Genomic DNA, 18637 nt, shown 5'->3' with positions numbered 1-18637 from the left:
GTTTTTCCCTTCCGTCTAATACTCGCGGCAGCGAATCGACCCATGCCTCAACCGGCAGCGCGCCCGCCTGGAACCCGTGATGATGAAGCCCGTCCTTTGCCTCTTGACCGTCGCGCTGCTCTCGGGCTGCTCGTTCGGTCCCCGCGTGCCGGAACGACAGGCAGCGCCGCTTCCGCCAGCCTATTCGGAAACGGCAGGTGCCATTCCCGGCAAGGGCGCGACGGATGGGGAAACGTGGTGGCGAGGGCTCGGCGATCCCCTGCTCGATCGGCTGATCGCGGACACCGCACTTGGCAATCTCGACATCGCCCAGGCCGAAGCCCGCATCCGGGCGTCCGACGCCGGCATCACGGCGGCGGGCGCGGACGGGTTGCCATCGCTGACGCTCGGTGCCTCGCACGTCACGGAGCGGCAGAACGGCTCCATGCGCACGGTGGACGGCACCGTCACCCGCACGGGTGGAAGCCTTTCCGCCGCCTGGCTGCTCGATCTCTTCGGCGAGGTGCGCTCGCAGGTCGGCTCTGCCCGCGCCACGCGGGAGGCCGCCGTTGCAGGAGCCGCCGTCGCCCGTCTCGCCGTGATCTCCGACATGGCGAGCGCCTATGTCGATGCCCGTTATTACCAGTCCCTGAAACGCCTTTCCGAAGCACGGCTCGCCTCGATGAGACGGACGGAAGCGCTGACGCGGGCACGTCTGCACGAAGGGCTCGCCTCCGATCTCGATCTCTCCCGTGCCGAGGAGGCCAGCGAAGCCATCGCTGCCGATATTCCGCTCTACGACGCCAGCTTCCGTCGATCCGCGCATCGGGTCGCGACGCTGATGGGCCGACCGGCGGCCGATCTCGTTCCGATGCTGGAAACAGCGTCTGCCCAGCCCGCCCCGGCCTTCAGCGCCGACACAGGCGTACCGGCCGACCTCCTGCGCAACCGGCCGGATATTCGCCGCGCCGAAATGGATTTCGAAGCCGCCGTCTCGGACATCGGCTATGCCTGGTCGCAGCTCTTCCCGTCGATCACGCTCTCGGGCTCCGTGACGCCGACCTATGTGAACACCAGTGCCAAAAATGGCAGCCTGACGACCTGGTCGTTCGGCCCGCAACTGCGCCTGCCGATCTTCGACGGCGGGCGCCTGCGCGCCAATGTCAAGATCGCCAAGGCTAAGGCCGAGGAAAAGGAAGCCGCCTGGCGTGCCGCCATCCTCAAGGCGGTCGAGGACGTCGAAAACGCGCTCGTTTCCTATAACCGGCAGAAGCAGACGCTGGCCTCCAGCAATACGCGCGTGGAGCGGGCCAGAAAGTCTCTGGCGCTGGCACGCGCCACCGAGCGCGAGGGCCTCTCCTCGCTTTTCGAAACATTGGATGCCGATCGCAAGCTGAAAGAGGCCGAAGCCAATCTGGCCCTGGCACGCCGCAATCTGGCACTCCAGTATGTCGCGCTCAACATCGCCGTCGGCCGTGGCCTGCCGGGACCGGGCGTGGCTGCATCCGCACGCGGTGAACCAGCCGCCGGTCCCGTCACCGGGGCGATCGACGCGAAGACGACGGGTGCGACGAAGACGGCGCTTGTCAAAGGATAGCGGCGACACCACCTTGATCACAGCGCGCCATTGCCCGTTTTGACTGGAGATGCCTATCCATGCCGAACCGCCTTTCCGAAGAGGACGCGCACAGTGCCGGGACGGACGCTGCCGGTCCGCTGGCGCGTCGCAGACTTCTGATGGCCGCGGGGCTTCTTCCCGCCGCCGCTCTTCTCGCACGCCCGGCCATGGCGGCAGTGCGCACGCCGGAAGCGACCGAAGGCCCCTACTATCCCATCCCCTCGATGCGGCCGAAGGACATCGACAACGATCTCGTGCGCATTCAAGGTCGAAATCACACGGCAGAGGGAACGGTGCTGATGCTGACCGGCCGCGTTCTTGACGGCAACGGTCGTCCGGTTGTCGGCGCACGCGTCGAAATCTGGCAATGCGATGCGCGTGGCCGATATATCCATACGGGCGACTTCAGCTTCAAGCGCCGCGATCACGGTTTCCAGGGTTTTGGTTTCGACGTGACGGACCAGCAGGGCATCTACGCTTTTCGCACGATCGAGCCCGTCGCCTATCCCGGCCGGACCCCGCACATCCACGTGCGCGTCATCCATGGCGGGCGGGAGTTGACGACGCAGTTTTATGTGGCCGGCCATCCCGGCAACGGTCGTGACCGGATTTTCCGGAGGATGAGCCCGGCCGAACAGCAAGCGGTGAGCATGACCCTGCGCAAGGGCAGACGCAGCCTGGAAACCGTTGTCGACATCCGCTTGTAGGCTCAGCAAGCATGCCGCTGTCGTTGGACGGAGCGGGCGAAGTAACGCCCGGTTCACGATAAATGCGGAAAAGCTGATTCAATCAGCGTTAAAGTGGCCCCGGTCACGGTGCCGTGAACCTTTTCGAGAGAAAGGCACCGGCATGGTTCCCCTCACGATTGGCGCGTGCGTTTACGCGGCGCCGCTCAGCGTGTCGAGAGGGAGTTCCGTCGCATGGCCAGCAGCATCAAGGCGAAGTCGCCGACCACAACCAATAGCGTCGCATCGCCCATCCCCATGCAACAGCCCATGCCCATCGCCATCATCGGCGTCAGCGGCCGCTATCCAAAGTCACCCGATCTCGACACGCTCTGGCAAAACCTGACTGGCGGCGTCGATTGCGTCGGCGAGGCCGATGGCACCCGCTGGGATCTCGGCTTTCACCTCAAGGACAGCCATTCGCCGGCCCGCATCTATACCCGCGCCGGCGGTTTTCTCGACCGGATCGACCTGTTCGACGCAGAGTTCTTCGGCATGTCGCCGCGCGAAGCCCGTCAGGTGGATCCGCAGCACCGGCTGCTGCTCGAACTGACCTGGGAGGCGCTCGAAGCGTCCGGGATCGTTCCGGCCGATCTCGCCGGCAGCCGCACCGGCGTTTTCGTCGGCATTTCCGGCAATGACTATGCGACCCTGTCCGGCCACCATCCCGACGCCTATACCAATATCGGCAGCGCGCTCTCCATTGCTTCGAACCGCATCTCCTACATCTTCGATCTTCATGGCCCGAGCATGTCGATCGACACGGCCTGCTCCTCCAGCCTTGTCGCCCTGCATCAGGCCTGCCGCTCGATCGCCGCGGGTGACTGCGGCATGGCGCTGGTCGGCGGCGTCAACATTCTCGCCAGCATGCGCCCCTTCGCCGGCTTTGCACAGGCCTCCATGCTCTCGCCCGACGGGCGCTGCAAGAGCTTCGACGCCGACGGCAAGGGCTATGTGCGCGCCGAGGGCGGCGGCATCGTCATCCTGAAGCCGCTCGCCGATGCCGAACGCGATGGCGACGAAATCCTCGCGGTCATCAAGGGCACCAGCGTCAATTCCGATGGCAAGACCATGGGCATGGCCCTGCCGAGCGGCGAGGCACAGGAGGCGCTGCTTCGCCAGATCTACGCCGATTGCAACGTCACGCCCGAAGAGGTTTTCTACGTCGAGGCCCATGGCACCGGTACAGCGGCCGGCGATCCGATCGAATGCGGAGCGATCTCCCGCGTGCTCGGTGCACCGCGCAAGGACGGTTCCGTCTGCCATATCGGTTCGGTCAAATCGAACATCGGCCATCTGGAATCCGGTGCCGGCATGGCAGGCCTCACGAAGGTGCTGCTCGCCATCCGCAACCGGCAGATCCCCGCCAACCTGCACTTCAACACCCCGAACCCGAAAATCGATTTCGAGGCTGGCCGCCTCAGCGTGGTCGACAAGCCCCTGCCCTTCCCGGTCAGTGACAAGCCGCTGGTCTTCGGCATCAATTCCTTCGGCTTCGGCGGTACCAATGCGCATTGCATCCTGACCGAACACCGCGCTCCCTCCGCTGCCGCGCAGCCAGTTGACACGCCGGCCGAAGGCTGGACGAAGCTCCTGATGCTCTCGGCGCAATCCACCGAAAGCCTCACCGTGCTGGCCGAGCGCCATGCCGAGGCGCTGGAAACACTGCCCGCCGCCGACTGGCAGGCCTGGCGCGCCACCGCCGCCCGAAGCCGCGCTCGCCAGCAGCACCGTCTGGTGCTCGACGCCGCAACGCCGGCGGAGGCCGCCGACAAGCTGCGCCGCCATCTCGCCGGCGAGACCGTCGCCGGCCTTTCCCTGCAGCGCGCCAGCGGCGCCGGCCGCGTCGGCTTCGTCTTCTCCGGCAATGGCCCGCAATGGTGGGGCATGGGCCGCGAGTTGCTTGCCGGCAACGCCGTTTTCCGTGCCGAGATGGAAGCGATCGACGCGCTCTTTGCGCCGCTTTCGGGCTGGTCGCTGATCGAGATGATGGGCAGGCCGCAGGATGAAGTGAAGATCGCCAAAACAGAGATCGCCCAGCCCCTGCTCTTTGCGCAGCAGGTAGCGCTTGCCGCCGCGCTGAAGGCTGCCGGCATCGTACCGACGCTGACCTTCGGTCACAGCGTCGGCGAGGCTGCCGCTGCCCATGTTTCCGGCGCCCTCTCGCGGGAGGAAGCCGTCAAGGTCATCTATCACCGCAGCCAGATGCAGGCGAAGACAGCTGGCCGTGGCCGCATGGCCGCCGTTGCCATGACGCCGGACGAGGCCCGCACCGCGATATCGCGCGCCGCCGGCTGGATCGAGCTTGCCGCCATCAACGCGCCCAAGGCCGTGACGCTGGCTGGCGATATCGATGCGCTGCAGGATCTCTGCGATCAGCTGACGGACGAAGGCCGTTTCGCGCGCATGCTGCCGCTGAACTACGCCTTCCACACCTCGGCGATGGACGACATCGAGGCGCCGCTGCGCGCCGCCCTTGCCGATCTTGCGCCGCGCGAGAGCGCCATCCCCTTCGTCTCCACCGTGACCGGCGACGTGCTGCCCGGCGAGACGCTGGACGCCGATTACTGGTGGCGCAACATCCGCGCCCCCGTGGCTTTCGAGGCGGCCGTGCGCCAGGCGATCACCGAACACGAGATCGACGTCTTCGTGGAACTCGGCCCGCATCCGGTGCTGCGCGACTATGTGCTGCAGACCGCCAAGACAACGGAGCGCAGCGGCATCACGGCCCTCCAGACGCTGCGCCGCCCGAGCGATACGACGCCGGCACCGGAGGTGGAGACGCTGACCAATGCCGTCTGCGCCATCCATGCGGCGGGCGGCGGATCGCCCGACCTGCTCTACGCCCGCCCTGCCCGACCGATGCGCCTGCCCGCCTATCCCTGGAACCGTATCGTGCACTGGCGCGGGGGCTGGGACCTGCCGGACGCTGTCTCGCCCATGCAGCGCGACCATGTGCTGCTCGGCCATCGAACCCCCGCCACCGAAGGGCTGTGGACCAATACGCTGCATGCCGTGCACACCGGCTACCTGCTAGACCATGTCGTTCAGGGCTCGGCGATCTTCCCGGCTGCGGGCTATATGGAACTGACCTTTGCAGCCGCCCTTTCGGCCGGCGAAGGCCCGATCGATTTCGAGAATTTCGAGATCCTGAAGCCGATGGTGCTCGGCGAAGGCGCAGAGCCGATCGTGCAGGTTTCCATGGACAGCGCCGACGGCACCATCGCCATCCGCTCGCGTCCCGACACGGCCGCGACCGCTTGGACCGACCATGCCCGCGGCCGCATCAGCCGCCCGGACAAACCAGAGGAGGAGAACGAGCGGATTGATCTTGCGGCGATTGCAGCGGGCCTCCCCATCGACCTCGACGCCGAGGGCCACTACGCGGGCTGCACGCGACGCGGCATGGCCTACGGCCCGGCCTTCCAGGGTGTTGTCTCGCTCAACATGTCGGATCCGGAGAGCGGCGAGCGCATCGGTCTCGGCGAAATCCGCCTGCCCGACCTTGACGGCAAGCTGGAGGGATACCGCTCGCATCCGGCCGTTTTCGACAGCTGCCTCCAACTGCTGATCTCGATGATCGCCCAGACCGATCCGCGCGACTGCGCGACGATCCCCGTGCAGGTCGGACGGATCCGCAGCCTCGCGCCGCTGCCGGCCCACGTCTTCTGCCAGGTGATCGTCACGCACGAGAATGCCCGCACCGGCGTTGCCGACATGATCGTCACCGACACGGATGGCCGTGTGCTCATGACCATGACGGATGGCCGCTTCCAGAAAGTGGAGTTCCGCCCCTCCAGCCTGCCGATCACCGCCGAGGACTGGCGCCCGGATCCGGCATGGGTGGTGCGCCATGCGTCGCCACTCGTGTTGCCAGCACCCGACGAGATTGCCACCAATGCTCAGCCGGCGCTGGCCGCCGTTCTCGACGCCACCGCACGAGCCACCCATTATGCCGGCCCGGCCGAGGGTCTGGATCGGCTTGTCGGCGCCTATGCCGTCGAGGCGCTGCGGACCCTTTCAAAAGCCGAGAAGCCCTTCACCATCGCGACCCTGGCGCGCGAAGCCGGCATTGCCGCCGACCGCATCGACGCGCTCACCGCCTTTATCGAGATGGCGGCCGCCGATGGCCATCTGCTGAAAAGCGCCACGGCCGAAGCCCCACTCTATGCCTGGACGGGCGAGGCGAGCCATGTCGAGCCCGAACTGCTGCGCCGTGAACTGATGCTCGCCTACCCCGGCTACAGCGCGGAGATCGTTGCGCTCGGCCGCGCCGGCGGTGCGCTGGCCGGCTGGTTGACCGGCGAGAACGAGGCCTTTCCGGCCATCGCCATGCCTGAAGCCATGGAGGATACGGCGCCCTTCCGCCTCGTCTACAACCGCATGGTCGCGGAAACGCTGCGCAGTCTCGTGGCCGACTGGCCGGCTGGGCGCGGCATCGGCGTGGTCGAGCTTGCCGGCGCCACAGGCGGGCTTACGGCCTCCGTGCTGCCGGTGCTGCCGCCGACGAAGAGCGACTATCTCTTCGTCGATGCCTCCGAACAGGCCACCACCCGCGCCGGCAACCGCTTCGGCGCCCACCACATCCTGCGCACCGCAGCCATCGCACCGGACGCACTCACCGAAACCGGCTTCGACATCGCACTCTCCGCCGCCGACGTTCCGGCCGCTGCGCTCTTTGCAGCGCTGACGGCGGGCGGCATCTCCATCCGTCTCGTTGCCCGGCCCGGCCGCGTCGCCCGTCTGCTCGACCCAGCCCGCGACCATCGACCCATGGAGGCGGTCGTTGCCGAGATGGAAGCGGCCGGCTTCGAGGCCGTGACCGAGATCAGCGACGGCGCGCTGGCCGGGGAGACCCAGACGGCTTTCGCCCTGCTGGTCGCCCGCAAACCCGCTGCCGCCAAAACAACGCCCGTCCCGGTCGCAGCCACTGCTCCGGCCACCCGCGTGCTCGTCACCGGTCCCTCCGAAGCGGACAGCCCCTTCGTTGCGGCCCTGACCGCTGGTCTCGAAGCTGCCGGCCAGACGGTGAAGGTCCGCGTGCTCGATCCCGCCGACCTCTCCGACGAAGCCTTCGCGGCTCTGGTGAAGGCCGAAACCGGCGCTGCCGAATTCATTCACCTCGCCGGCTTTGCCGAGACGGGCGAAGACCTCGCCGCTATCCTCGACCGTCAGGACATGCGCTGCCTCTCCGCCATCGCCCTGTCCCGCGCCATTGAGCTCCGGCCGGTGGAAGACGCCGGTGAAGCGCCTGCCCCCACGCTGACCATCGTCACGCGCGGTGCCTTCGTTACGCCGGGCGGCGCAGGACCGCTCGATCCGTTCCAGGCAACCATTGCCGGCACGGCCCGCGTCATCGCCAATGAGCAGGTCGCCGTTGGCATGCGCCTCATCGACGTCCATGCCGCACCCGACGATACCACCGCCGCAACCGTTCTCGCCGAGGCGCTGCTTGCCCGCGACGAAGAAACCGAGACGCTGCTGGTCGATGGCCGCCGCTACGTGCATCGCGTCCGCGCCTCCTCCATCGCGGAACAGACCCGCATCGCCAGCTTTGCGGAGAAGCCGGCCGCCCGGCCCTTCCGCCTCGATTTCCTGCCGTCCGGCGGTCTTGACTCGCTGCACCTGCGCGAAATCGCCCGCCGCGCGCCGCGCGCCGGCGAGGTCGAAATCCGCATCCGCGCCGCCGGCCTCAATTTCCGCGACGTACTCTGGGCCATGGGCATGCTGCCGGAAGAAGCGGTGGAAAAGGGCTTTTCCGGCCCGACGATCGGCATGGAATGTGCCGGCGAAGTGGTGGAGGTCGGCCCCGACGTCAAACATCTGAAGCCGGGCGACCGCGTCATCGCATTCGCGTCGTCCTGCTTTGCCACGCATGTGACAACCGATGCCGGCAGTGCGGCGCTCATCCCCGCCTCGCTCTCCTTCGCCGAGGCCGCCACCATCCCGACGGCCTTCGTCACAGCCTGGTATGCGCTTGATCACCTCGCGCGCCTGGAGGCCGGCGAAACCGTGCTGATCCACGGCGCTGCCGGCGGTGTCGGGCTCGCCGCCCTGCAGATCGCCAAGCTGAAGGGTGCGACGGTGATCGCAACGGCGGGCGCTGCCGACAAGCAGAAGCTCGTTGCCGCCATGGGCGCCGATCATGTCTTCTCCTCCCGCTCGCTGAAATTTGCCGACGACGTCCTGCGTCTGACAGGCGGCAAGGGCGTCGACGTGGTGCTGAACTCGCTCGCCGGCGAAGCCATCACCAAAGGGCTGCAGGTGCTCAAACCCTTCGGCCGCTTCCTGGAGATCGGCAAGCGCGACCTTTACGCCAACAGCCGCATCGGCCTGCGTCCCTTCCGCCAGAATCTCAGCTACTTCGGCATCGACGCCGATACGCTGCTGGTCGAACGTCCCAAGCTCGCCGCCCGTGTCTTCGGCGAGGTCGTCGCGGCCTTGGAGACCGGTGCGCTGCGCCCTCTGCCGCATATCGTGACGCCCATCTCGCGTGCCGAGGAAGCCTTCCGCGCCATGCAGCAGGCCCGCCATGTCGGAAAGCTCGTCATCGGCCTCGACGCCGAACCGCATGAGTCCTTGCCGATCGTCGCGACCGGCGCGGCGGTTCCCGGCAGCGACGGCACCTGGCTCGTCACCGGCGGCCTTGGCGGCTTCGGCCTTTCCACCGCCGAATGGCTGGTGGCGAACGGCGTACGCTCCCTTGCCCTTCTCAGCCGGCGCGGCGACCGAACGGAAGAAGCGCAGGCCGGGCTTGCCCGCATCCGCGCCGCCGGCGCAACGGTGCGCGCCTTCGCGGTCGATGTCGCCGATCGCGCCGGACTGGAACGGGTTCTGGCCGAAATCCGCTCGAACATGGCCCCGCTCACCGGCATCGTGCATTCGGCAGCCCTCATCGAGGATGCGCCGCTCATCAAGGTCGACCGCGATCTCATGCATCGCGTCATGTCCGCCAAGATGCTCGGCGCCTGGCACCTGCACGAGCTGACGAAAGATGATCCGCTCAAAGCCTTCGTGCTCTATTCCTCTTCTTCGGTCATGGTCGGCAATCCCGGCCAGGGCACCTATGTTGCGGCCAATGCCTTCCTCAATGCGCTGGCGGAAATGCGCCGGGCCGAGGGACAGCCGGCGCTTGCCACCGGATGGGGCGCCATCAAGGACGCCGGCTTCCTCACCCGCAACCAGCAGGTCGAGGAAATGCTGGAGCAGCGCGCCGGCATGGAGGCGACACCGACCCGCGTCATCCTCGCCGAACTCGGCCGTCTCCTCGCTGCCGGCGCAGCAAACGTCTCGGCCGCGCAGTTCAACCTGCTGCGTCTTGGCCAGAGCCTGCCGGGCGCTCGCACCCGCCGCTTCTCCATGCTGATCCCCGAGGGCATGCAGATGATGGCCGAGGGCGGCAACTCCATGGCCGAGGCCCTCACCGCCATGGCAGAGGAGGACCGCCGCGCCGCGCTGCTGACCATCGTCAGCGAGAACGTCGCCCGCGTCGTCGGCCTGCCGGCCTCGCAGGTGGAACCGGCAAAACCGCTCTCCGAACTCGGCCTCGACAGCCTCATGGCCGTCGAACTTGCCGAAGCCCTCGAACAGACGGTTGGCCGACCGGTCTCGGTCATGCAGATGATCCAGGCGGGCTCCGTCGCAGGGGTGGTCGAGGTGGTCATGCGCGCCTTTGCCGGTGTGCGGTCCGCCGAGGCCGCAGCACCGGCAGAAACGCCGTCCGAGTCTGCGAAGGCCGCCTGAGGCATGCAGCAGGCGGGGGGCGAACAGGCTGAACGGATCGATAATGGCCTTGCAGCAGCATTGCCTGTCACAGACACTGCGCCCTCCGGTCTCTTCCGGCAGGCCGCGCCGATGATCATCTCGCGCGCCGGCATTGCTGGCATGGCGATCGTCGATGCACTGATGGTGGCGCGGCTGGGGTCGAGCGAACTGGCGGCGACGACGCTGTCCGACGGCACCTTCGGCCGGCTCGTCGATATTGGCATTTCCGGTCTGCATGCAGCCCTCGTTCTGACGGCCGCAGCCCGCCTGCCGGAGCAGGCAGCGGCGCGCCTCGCCGTCTGGCAACGCGCCAGCCTCGTCGCCCTTTGTGCCGGACTTGTCGTCTTCGCACTGGCGCCCTTCGCCGGTCTGCTGCTCGCTGGTATCGGACAGGAACCATCCCTTTCGGCCCGCGCCGGCACGGTCATCCTCATCCTCGCCGCCGGGCTTCCGGCCGGCCTCATTGCTCTCGCCGCCGCCGTGCACCTCGAAGGCATCGGCAAGGCGGGCCTCGTGGCGCGCTGGATGATTGCCGCCAACCTTGCCAATGCCGGGCTGAACGCGCTGCTGATCGGCGGTTTCGACCCCCTTCCCGCGCTCGGCGCTGCCGGCTCGGCAACCGCGACCACGATGGTGCGCATCGGCCTCGCCATCGCGCTCGTGGCTGCGGTCAGGCGCATGGAAGGCCCTGGGGCCTTCCGGCCCGCTCAAATCACCGATCCCGTGCAGGCCGCGGGCAACCGCCGGGATCACTTGAAGCTCTCCTTTGGCGCCGTCAGTACCTCCGCCGGCATGCATGCGCTCGGCGTCTGGCTGACCGTCTTTGCAGGCTGGCTGGGCACGGCCCCGCTCGCCGCCTTTGCCTCCTGCTGGGTGCTGAACCTGCCCGGCCTGCTGCTTGCCGCCGGTATCGGCGACGCCATCTCCATGCGCGCCGCCGCTGCCGATGGACCGAGCGCGCGCCTGTGGCGTGATCTCGGCCGCCTTGCCTTCGTGCTCGCGCCGATCAGCGCCGTGATCGTCCTTTTTGCCGGCCCGATCGCGGCGCATTACACGCCGGATGCGGCTCTTTCCGCACTTCTGGCCATGCTGCTGCCGGTCACCGGTGTGGTGCTCTTCCTCGACGGCATGAGCTATGGCGTCTTCGCCGCGCTCCGGGCCCGCAAGGATGTGGCGCTGCCGACGCTGATCCAGGTCGGGTGCATGGTGGCGACCGTGCTGCTCGCCGGCGTCCTCGCCTTCCGGCTCGACCACGGCGTCAGCGGCCTTGTGGAGGGGATCATCGCCACAAGCCTGCTACGGCTTGGCCTGCTTCTTGCCCGTCTTTTCGTCGTCTTTCGCCCGCTTCGCCTTTCCGAACCCCAGACCGCGTGACCGCCATGACCGCACAGCACACCGCCGCCGCCCGCACCGCACCGCAGGACACCGCTGCCGAGACCGCCGACTGGTTCGGCCTCAGCCACGCCCAGCGCGCCGTCTGGCTGGATATGCGCCTGATCGAGGATCCCACCGCCTATCAGGTGGGGTCCGTCGTGACGTTCCGCAGCGCCATCGATCCGGATCTCGCACGCCAGGCGGTGCGCATGATGGTCGGGCGGCACGAGGCCTTGCGCCTGCGCATCGACCGCGACGAGCCGCGCCAGCGCATCGAGCCGGCCGGGCGCCCGCCCTTCCGCCTCATCGACCTCACGGAGGCGGCGGATCCTGAAGCCGCCGCCCGCGCCCATGTCGAGGCCGTCCACGCCAAGGGTTTCACGCTCGGCGATGAGCCATTGTTCCGCGTCGATCTCCTGAAACTCGGCGAAAGCCACTGGCGGATGATGCTGCTCGCCCATCACCTGATCGCCGACGGCGTGGCGCTCGGCATCGCGCAGGCCCACTGGTTGACCGCCTATCGCACGCTTTCCGGAGATGGGAACGACGACGGCAGCGGTACCGAAACCGTCATGCCACGCTCCACCTATCGCAGCGTCGTTGCCGATGACGAGGCCTATGCCGCCTCGCCCCGACACGCCGACGACCTTGCCTACTGGACAGCGCGGCTCTCGCCGATGCCCGGCCTCGTCTTGGATGGACTCGTGCTCAATGGGCTCGCACCGGTTGGCATCGCCGAACGAGCCGACAGCAGCGCGCCGGAGGCCGAGCCTGCCGCGCCCCTGCGCCTCGGCGCCGAAACCCACGCAGCCCTGGAGGCACAGGCAAAAGCCTTGGGCACGACAACCCCTCGCGTGCTGCTCGCCATCATTGCCATCGCGCTTGCCCGCCGCTACCGCCGCGAGGACTTCACGCTCGGCATGGCCCTGCATCGGCGTGAGGCGGCAACGCGCTATACGATCGGCATGCTGGCAGGCATCCTGCCTCTGCGCTGCCGGATCGACGCCACGACGAGCCTCAGGCGGGCCATCACGATGCTGGCCGCCGATCAGGATGCGGACCTGCGCCACCAGCGCCTGCCGGTCGATACGATCGGCCGGGCGCTGGCGGCCTCCGGCGCCTTCGATGCGCGGCCGGACCGCAATCTCTTCGATGTCGCCGTCACCATCATGCCCGCCATGCGCCGCACTGCCGTCCAGATTGGCGGGCGCAGCGTTTCATCCGCGCCAATCCGCGAGCGTGAACGGTCCCCGCTCGGCATCTATGTGGATGAAGAACCGGATCAGGCCGGAATTGTGATCGGCTTCGGGCACGATCCGGCCATTCTTGCAGCCAGGGACGTTGCCGGCTTTGCCACCGTTCTCGCGGACGTCATCGATGCCGTCCTTGCCGATCCGGACCGCCGCCTCGACAGCATCGACGGGCTGGAGCCGGCAGAACGCGCGGCGATCGCCGTCTGGTCGGCTGGCCGGATGATCGAGATCCCCTCGCTCACACTTCCCGATCTTTTCGAGCGGCAGGTGGCCGAGACGCCGACGGCACTTGCCGCCGTCTCCGACACCGTCAGCCTCGACTATGCCGGTCTCGATCAGGCCGCGAACCGCGTTGCCGCCCGCCTCATCGAAGCCGGCATCCGACACGGCGACACGGTCGGCGTCTGTCTGGACCGCTCCGTCGAGGGCATCGCCGCGCTGATCGGCATTCTCAAGGCCGGCGCAACCTATCTGCCGCTCGACCCCGCCTACCCGGCCGAACGCCTTGCCGGCATGATCGCCGATGCCCGGGCAGTCGCCCTCATCACGGACGTGGCCAAGGAAAGCCTCCTCCCGCCAGAGCCTCGTCGCATTCTGGCGGCCGATGGCTGGCCTCTGACGGGACCGGCCACCGTCGCGCCCGACCGCACCGGCCTCGCCCCGGCCGCGCGCGCCTATGTCATCTACACCTCCGGCTCCACCGGCACGCCCAAGGGTGTTGCCGTCAGCCATACGGCGCTCGTCAACCTCGCCTTTGCCCGGCTCGATCACGATCCAATCGGCCCCGGCGACCGGGTTCTGGCCGCCATATCCATCGGGTTCGACGTCTCGCTCGGCCAGATGCTGACCCCTCTGCTCTCCGGCGCTGCCGTGGTGGTGGCCGGCGACATCCGGGGCATCGCCGCCGCCACCTTCTGGAATTTCCTCACCCGTCACGCTGTCACGCATGTCAATTCCGTGCCCTCGCTGTTCGAGGCCGTGCTGCCGGATGCGCCGGAAAAGACCGCGCTGAAACAACTGATGCTGGGCGGCGAGCCGCTGTCCGCATCGCTTGCCGCGCGGCTCTCCGACCGGCTCGGCATCCCCGTCTGGAACATGTATGGCCCGACGGAGACCACGATCGACGCGACGGCCTGGCGCTTTCCCGAAGCCGGCCCGGCGCGCGATCGTTTTGCCGGCCGACCCCTGCCGATCGGCCGTCCCTTGCCGAACTACACCGCGCACGTGCTGGATGGCGTGCTCCAGCCGGTTGGCCCAGGCCTCGAAGGGGAGCTCTTCATCGGCGGGGCGAGCCTTGCGGACGGCTATCTCGGCCGGTCGGATCTGACGGCCGAACGCTTCATCGACCATCCCCACCTCGGCCGCCTCTACCGCACCGGCGACCGCGCGGCCTGGAACGGCGACGGCACGCTCGGCTTTCTGGGTCGCCACGATGCACAGGTGAAAATCCGCGGTTTCCGCATCGAGCTCGGCGAGATCGAGGCGGTGCTGCGTCGCCATGCGACCGTCGCGCAGGCGGCCGTCGTCGCCCGCAGCGCCGGTGGCGGCGAGCCGCGCCTCCTCGCCTATGTCGTGCCGGCGCCCGGCGCCCTGCCGGATGGCGAAGCGCTCGCAAGCTTTCTATCAGCTTCGCTGCCCGCCCATATGGTCCCCTCCGCCATCACGGTGCTCGATGCACTGCCGCTGACGGCAAACGGCAAGCTTGACCTGAAGGCCCTGCCCGATCCGGCCTTCGCAGCCCAAGCGGGCGCGGCGCCGGAAACCCCGACGGAAGTGCTCGTCGCCGGCCTTTTCGCCAGCCTGCTCGGCGCGGCCGAGATCACCACGGCAAGCCACTTTTTTGCGCTTGGCGGCCATTCGTTGATGGCGACGCAACTGGCCTCGAAGCTGCGGGACACGCTGCATGTCGATCTGTCCTTGCGCATGCTGTTCGAAACGCCGCGGCTCGGCGATCTCGCCGCCCGTATCGACGCCCTGCTCGGCGTGCCTGCGGCTGCAGCGACCGGGTTGATCCCTGCGGCGCCCCGTCCCGCTACCCTGCCACTTTCCTTCGAGCAGGAGCGGCTGTGGTTCCTCGACCGGCTGGAGCCGATGAGCGCAGCCTACAACATTCCCGTCGTGCTGCGGCTTGCCGGCATGCTCGACCGGGCGGCGCTGTCATCCGCCTTCGACGCCGTCGTTGCCCGGCACGAAAGCCTGCGCACCGGCTTTGCCGAGGTGGACGGCACGCCGGTGCAGATCGTTCACGCGGAACGGCGCATGACGCTGGCCATCGACGAGGTGACGGATGCCGGAGCCGTTCACGCCGCCATTGAGGCCGAGGCACTTCGTCCCTTCAGCCTTGAACGGAACTGCCTGATCCGGGCGCGGCTTCTGTCGCTCGCGCCAGACACCCACCTGCTTGTCGTCGTCACCCACCACATCGTTTCCGACGGGCTTTCGGCCAGTATCCTGATGCGCGAACTCTCCGCCGCCTATCAGGCCGCCCATGACGGCCAGCCGTTCAACCTCACTCCCCTGCCGATCCAGTATGCCGACTATGCGCTCTGGCAGCGCGAGGCCCTGACCGAAGCTGCTGTCGAAGAGGAAGTCGTCCACTGGCGCGGCGTGCTTGCCAATGCACCGGATGCCCTCGACTTGCCGCTCGACCGGCCGCGCCCGGCCGTGCGCCGCAGCGCCGGCGCCAGCCTGCCGCTCGACCTGCCACCGGAAACGGCCGCCGCCGTCGGCGCCTTCGCGCGGGCCGCCGGAACGACGCCGTTCCTCGTGCTCTCAGCCGCCTGGAGCGCGCTTCTGGCCCGCTGGTCCGGCCAGGACGACATCGTCTTCGGCGCGCCTGCCGCCAATCGGGACCGACCCGAACTGGAGGGCATGGTCGGCTTTCTCGTCAACACGCTGGTGCTGCGCGCCGATCTGAGCGGCGAGGCCAGCTTCAGGACGCTGACTGAGCGGCTGACGGCCCGTGCCAGCGAGGCCTTCGCCCATGCAACGCTTCCCTTCGAAAAGCTGGTGGATGCGCTGAGCCCGCCGCGCCAACCCGGTCTTCACCCCGTCTTCCAGACCATGGTTGCGCTGCAACCGGCCATGCCGGATACCTTCGCGTTTGGGAGCCTGACGGCCCACGCCGTGCCCCTGCCGGAAGCGGCGGCGAAATTCGACCTGACGCTGGTGCTCAGCGAAACCGCCGCCGGCTATTCTGGCACCATTACCTACGCCACCGACATCTTTGACCGCACGACCATCCAGCGGCTTGGCCGGCACTTCGTCACGCTGCTGACGGCGGCGTTGAAGACGCCCGAGACGCCGGTCCGCCACCTGCCGCTGATCCCGGCCGAGGAGCGCGCCGCGATGATCTCACGCGGTACCGGGGAGCGCCGTGCCATCGAAACCGTCGCCGTCCCGGCCCTCTTCGCCCGGCAGGTCGCTGCGCAACCGCAAGCGCCCGCCGTCATCTACGGCGATCGCACCCTGAGCTTCGAGGCCCTCGACCGGCGGGCGAACCGCCTCGCCCATCATCTGATCGGCCTCGGCGTTGCGGCCGGGCGTCCGGTCGCGGTCATCGTTGGGCGCAACGAGCGGCTACCGGTGATCGCGCTCGCCGTGCTGAAGGCCGCTGGCGTCTATATGCCGCTCGATCCCGCCAACCCGGCCGAGCGCATGGCCGGCGTGTTCGAAACCGCGAAGCCGGCCGTGGTGATCACCGACCACGCCAGCCGCCCGCGCCTTCCGGCCATCGATCCGGCCGTTTGCGCGATGCTGGACATGGACGCTTTCGACGCCGCAGACATGCCGAATAGTGGGCTGAATAGTGGGCCAAATAATGGGCCGGATGACGAGCCGGCCATCGCGCGTGCCGTCACGCCGGCCGATCCCGCCTATATCATCCACACATCCGGCTCGACCGGCCGTCCCAAGGGCGTCATCGTCAGCCATGCTGCGCTGGCCAACCTTGCCGCGGCGCGTCTCGCCCACGATCCGGTCGGCCCCGGCGACCGCGTCGCCGCAACGCTGTCCATCGGCTTCGACGTCTCCATCGGCCAGATCCTCACGCCGCTGCTGTCCGGTGCGACGGTTGTTGTCATCGACGATCCGGCGACGCTTTCGGGTGCGGACTTCTGGGGGCTGCTGGCGCGCGATGGCGTCACGCATATGAATTTCAGTCCCGCCTTCCTGGATGCCGCCATCGAGGCGCCCATTCCGCCCGGGCTTGCCTTGCGGCAACTGATGCTGGGCGGCGAGGCATTCCAGACGGCGGTGGCGCGTCGCATCGCGGCGGCGCTTCCGGGCGTCGCGCTCTTCAACATGTACGGCCCCTCCGAGACCGTCATCGATGCAACGGCCTATCGTTTTCGCGGAACCGAAACGGATCCCGTCCTGCCGATCGGCCGGCCCCTGCCCAACTACCGGACATTGATCCTGGATGCGCGGATGGAGCCAGTGCCCACGGGCATCACAGGCGAAATCTACATCGGCGGCGACAGTGTCGCCGACGGCTATATCGGCCGGCTGGAAGAGACCGCATCCCGCTTCCTTCCCGATCCCTTCGGCGCACCGGGCGAGCGGCTCTACCGCACCGGCGACCTCGCACGCTGGACCGCCGATGGCGACATCGCGTTCATCGGCCGCGCCGACGCACAGGTGAAGATCCGCGGCCATCGCATCGAGCTTGACGAAGTCTCCGCAGCGCTCAGAAGCCATCCCGCGGTGCGCTCCGCCGCTGTCGTCACCGCGAAACGACAGGGCGAGACCGTGCTCGTGGCCTATGCCGTGACCGAGGACAGCGCGGAGACGCCTGCCGACTGGCGCTCCTACCTTGCGGCGCGGCTGCCTGCCGCCATGCTGCCGGCCACCCTCGTCTGCGTCGATGTCCTGCCAATGACTGTCAACGGCAAACTCGACATCGCCGCCCTTCCCGCTCCTGTCTTCGGAACGGATACGGAAGCGGCGACTCCGCCGCGCGACGACCTCGATGCCACGCTGCTCGGCCTCTGGCGCGAGCTTCTCGGTTTCGACACGCTCGGCATCGACCACAATTTCTTCGCCGCCGGCGGCCACTCGCTGCAGGCTTTGCGTCTGTGTGCCGGCGTAAAGCGCCTGCTGGGGCTCGACCTGCCGGTCGGCGCTCTCTACCGCGCCCAGACGGTGCGGGCGCTCGCCGACGACATCCGCTCCGGCAAGGCGCTGAAGACGGGCGGCCCTCTTATCAAGCTTGGAGACGGGCCCGGCGAGGCGACCAATCGCCCGCCGGTCTTCGCCTTCCATCCGGTCGGCGGGGCGCCTTTCGGCTATCTCGGCCTTGCCGAGGCCCTCACCGACAAACGCGCCGTTTACGGCCTGCAGGCCTCAGGACTCGATGCGGGTGAAGCGGTGGCTGAGACGCTGGATGCCATGGTCGAGAACTATATGGCGGCGATGCGCAGCGTGCAGCCAAAAGGTCCCTACGCGCTGGTCGGCCATTCCTTCGGCGGCCTCCTCGCCTTCGAGATCACCCGGCGGCTGGAAGCGACAGGCGAGGCCGTCGAGCGTCTCGTCATGATCGACACCTCGCCGGCCGGTGAGTTCTGGACAATGGACATGGCAAAGCACACCGCCGCCCGCATCGTGCGCCTCGAACGCGACCGCGCTGGCTCGGACGCGCCGATCGATCCCGAGCAGGAACAGCGCGTCACCGCCGTCGTCGCCAACAATATGCGCCTGTCGCAATCCTACAAACCTGAGCGGATCGAAACGCCACTCGCCTACCTGCGCGTGCGGCGCGGCGATCAACCGCCTGACCCGGCGCGCGAAGCCTACTGGACCAGCCGTTCGGCCCGCCCGGACCTCCAGCCGGCCTGGGACGTCGACCACTTCGCGGTCCTCAACCGCGACAATGCCGCGACGCTGGCCCGGTTCTTCCAGTAGACCGCGGCGCGGGAGAGACAAAT

At 68.1% G+C, this 18637-nt stretch carries 5 protein-coding genes; all 5 read left to right on the top strand.

Annotated features, from left to right (window positions below):
* Positions 1–79: 79 nt before the first annotated feature.
* Positions 80–1576: an efflux transporter outer membrane subunit gene (locus F3H41_RS18410; RefSeq protein ID WP_149740151.1), complete on the top strand. Its 1497-nt coding sequence runs from the start codon at positions 80–82 to the stop codon at positions 1574–1576.
* 59 nt (positions 1577–1635) lie between these two features.
* Positions 1636–2304, top strand: a complete 669-nt coding sequence (locus F3H41_RS18405; protein WP_244616273.1) for a protocatechuate 3,4-dioxygenase — start codon at positions 1636–1638, stop codon at positions 2302–2304.
* 213 nt (positions 2305–2517) lie between these two features.
* The gene (locus F3H41_RS18400) at positions 2518–10065 is read left to right on the top strand and encodes a type I polyketide synthase (RefSeq protein ID WP_149740150.1); all 7548 of its coding nucleotides are present in this window, start codon (positions 2518–2520) and stop codon (positions 10063–10065) included.
* A gap of 3 nt (positions 10066–10068) precedes the next feature.
* A complete protein-coding gene (locus tag F3H41_RS18395; protein WP_149740149.1) occupies positions 10069–11460 on the top strand; it encodes an MATE family efflux transporter in 1392 nt (463 codons plus the stop codon).
* Positions 11461–11465: 5 nt separating this feature from the next.
* The gene (locus F3H41_RS18390; RefSeq protein WP_149740148.1) at positions 11466–18614 is read left to right on the top strand and encodes a non-ribosomal peptide synthetase; all 7149 of its coding nucleotides are present in this window, start codon (positions 11466–11468) and stop codon (positions 18612–18614) included.
* Positions 18615–18637 lie beyond the last annotated feature (23 nt).

The sequence above is a fragment of the Rhizobium sp. RU20A genome, from assembly GCF_900155885.1.
Lineage (GTDB): Bacteria > Pseudomonadota > Alphaproteobacteria > Rhizobiales > Rhizobiaceae > RU20A.
The sequence above is the reverse complement of the archived record's forward strand: the minus strand, read 5'-3'. Positions and strand labels throughout refer to the sequence as shown.

Bases quoted from the DNA above. Each gene is read 5' to 3' on its own strand.
- F3H41_RS18410 (WP_149740151.1), top strand. From the start codon at position 80: ATGATGAAGCCCGTCCTTTGCCTCTTGACCGTCGCGCTGCTCTCGGGC.
- F3H41_RS18405 (WP_244616273.1), top strand. From the start codon at position 1,636: ATGCCGAACCGCCTTTCCGAAGAGGACGCGCACAGTGCCGGGACGGAC.
- F3H41_RS18400 (WP_149740150.1), top strand. From the start codon at position 2,518: ATGGCCAGCAGCATCAAGGCGAAGTCGCCGACCACAACCAATAGCGTC.
- F3H41_RS18395 (WP_149740149.1), top strand. From the start codon at position 10,069: ATGCAGCAGGCGGGGGGCGAACAGGCTGAACGGATCGATAATGGCCTT.
- F3H41_RS18390 (WP_149740148.1), top strand. From the start codon at position 11,466: ATGACCGCACAGCACACCGCCGCCGCCCGCACCGCACCGCAGGACACC.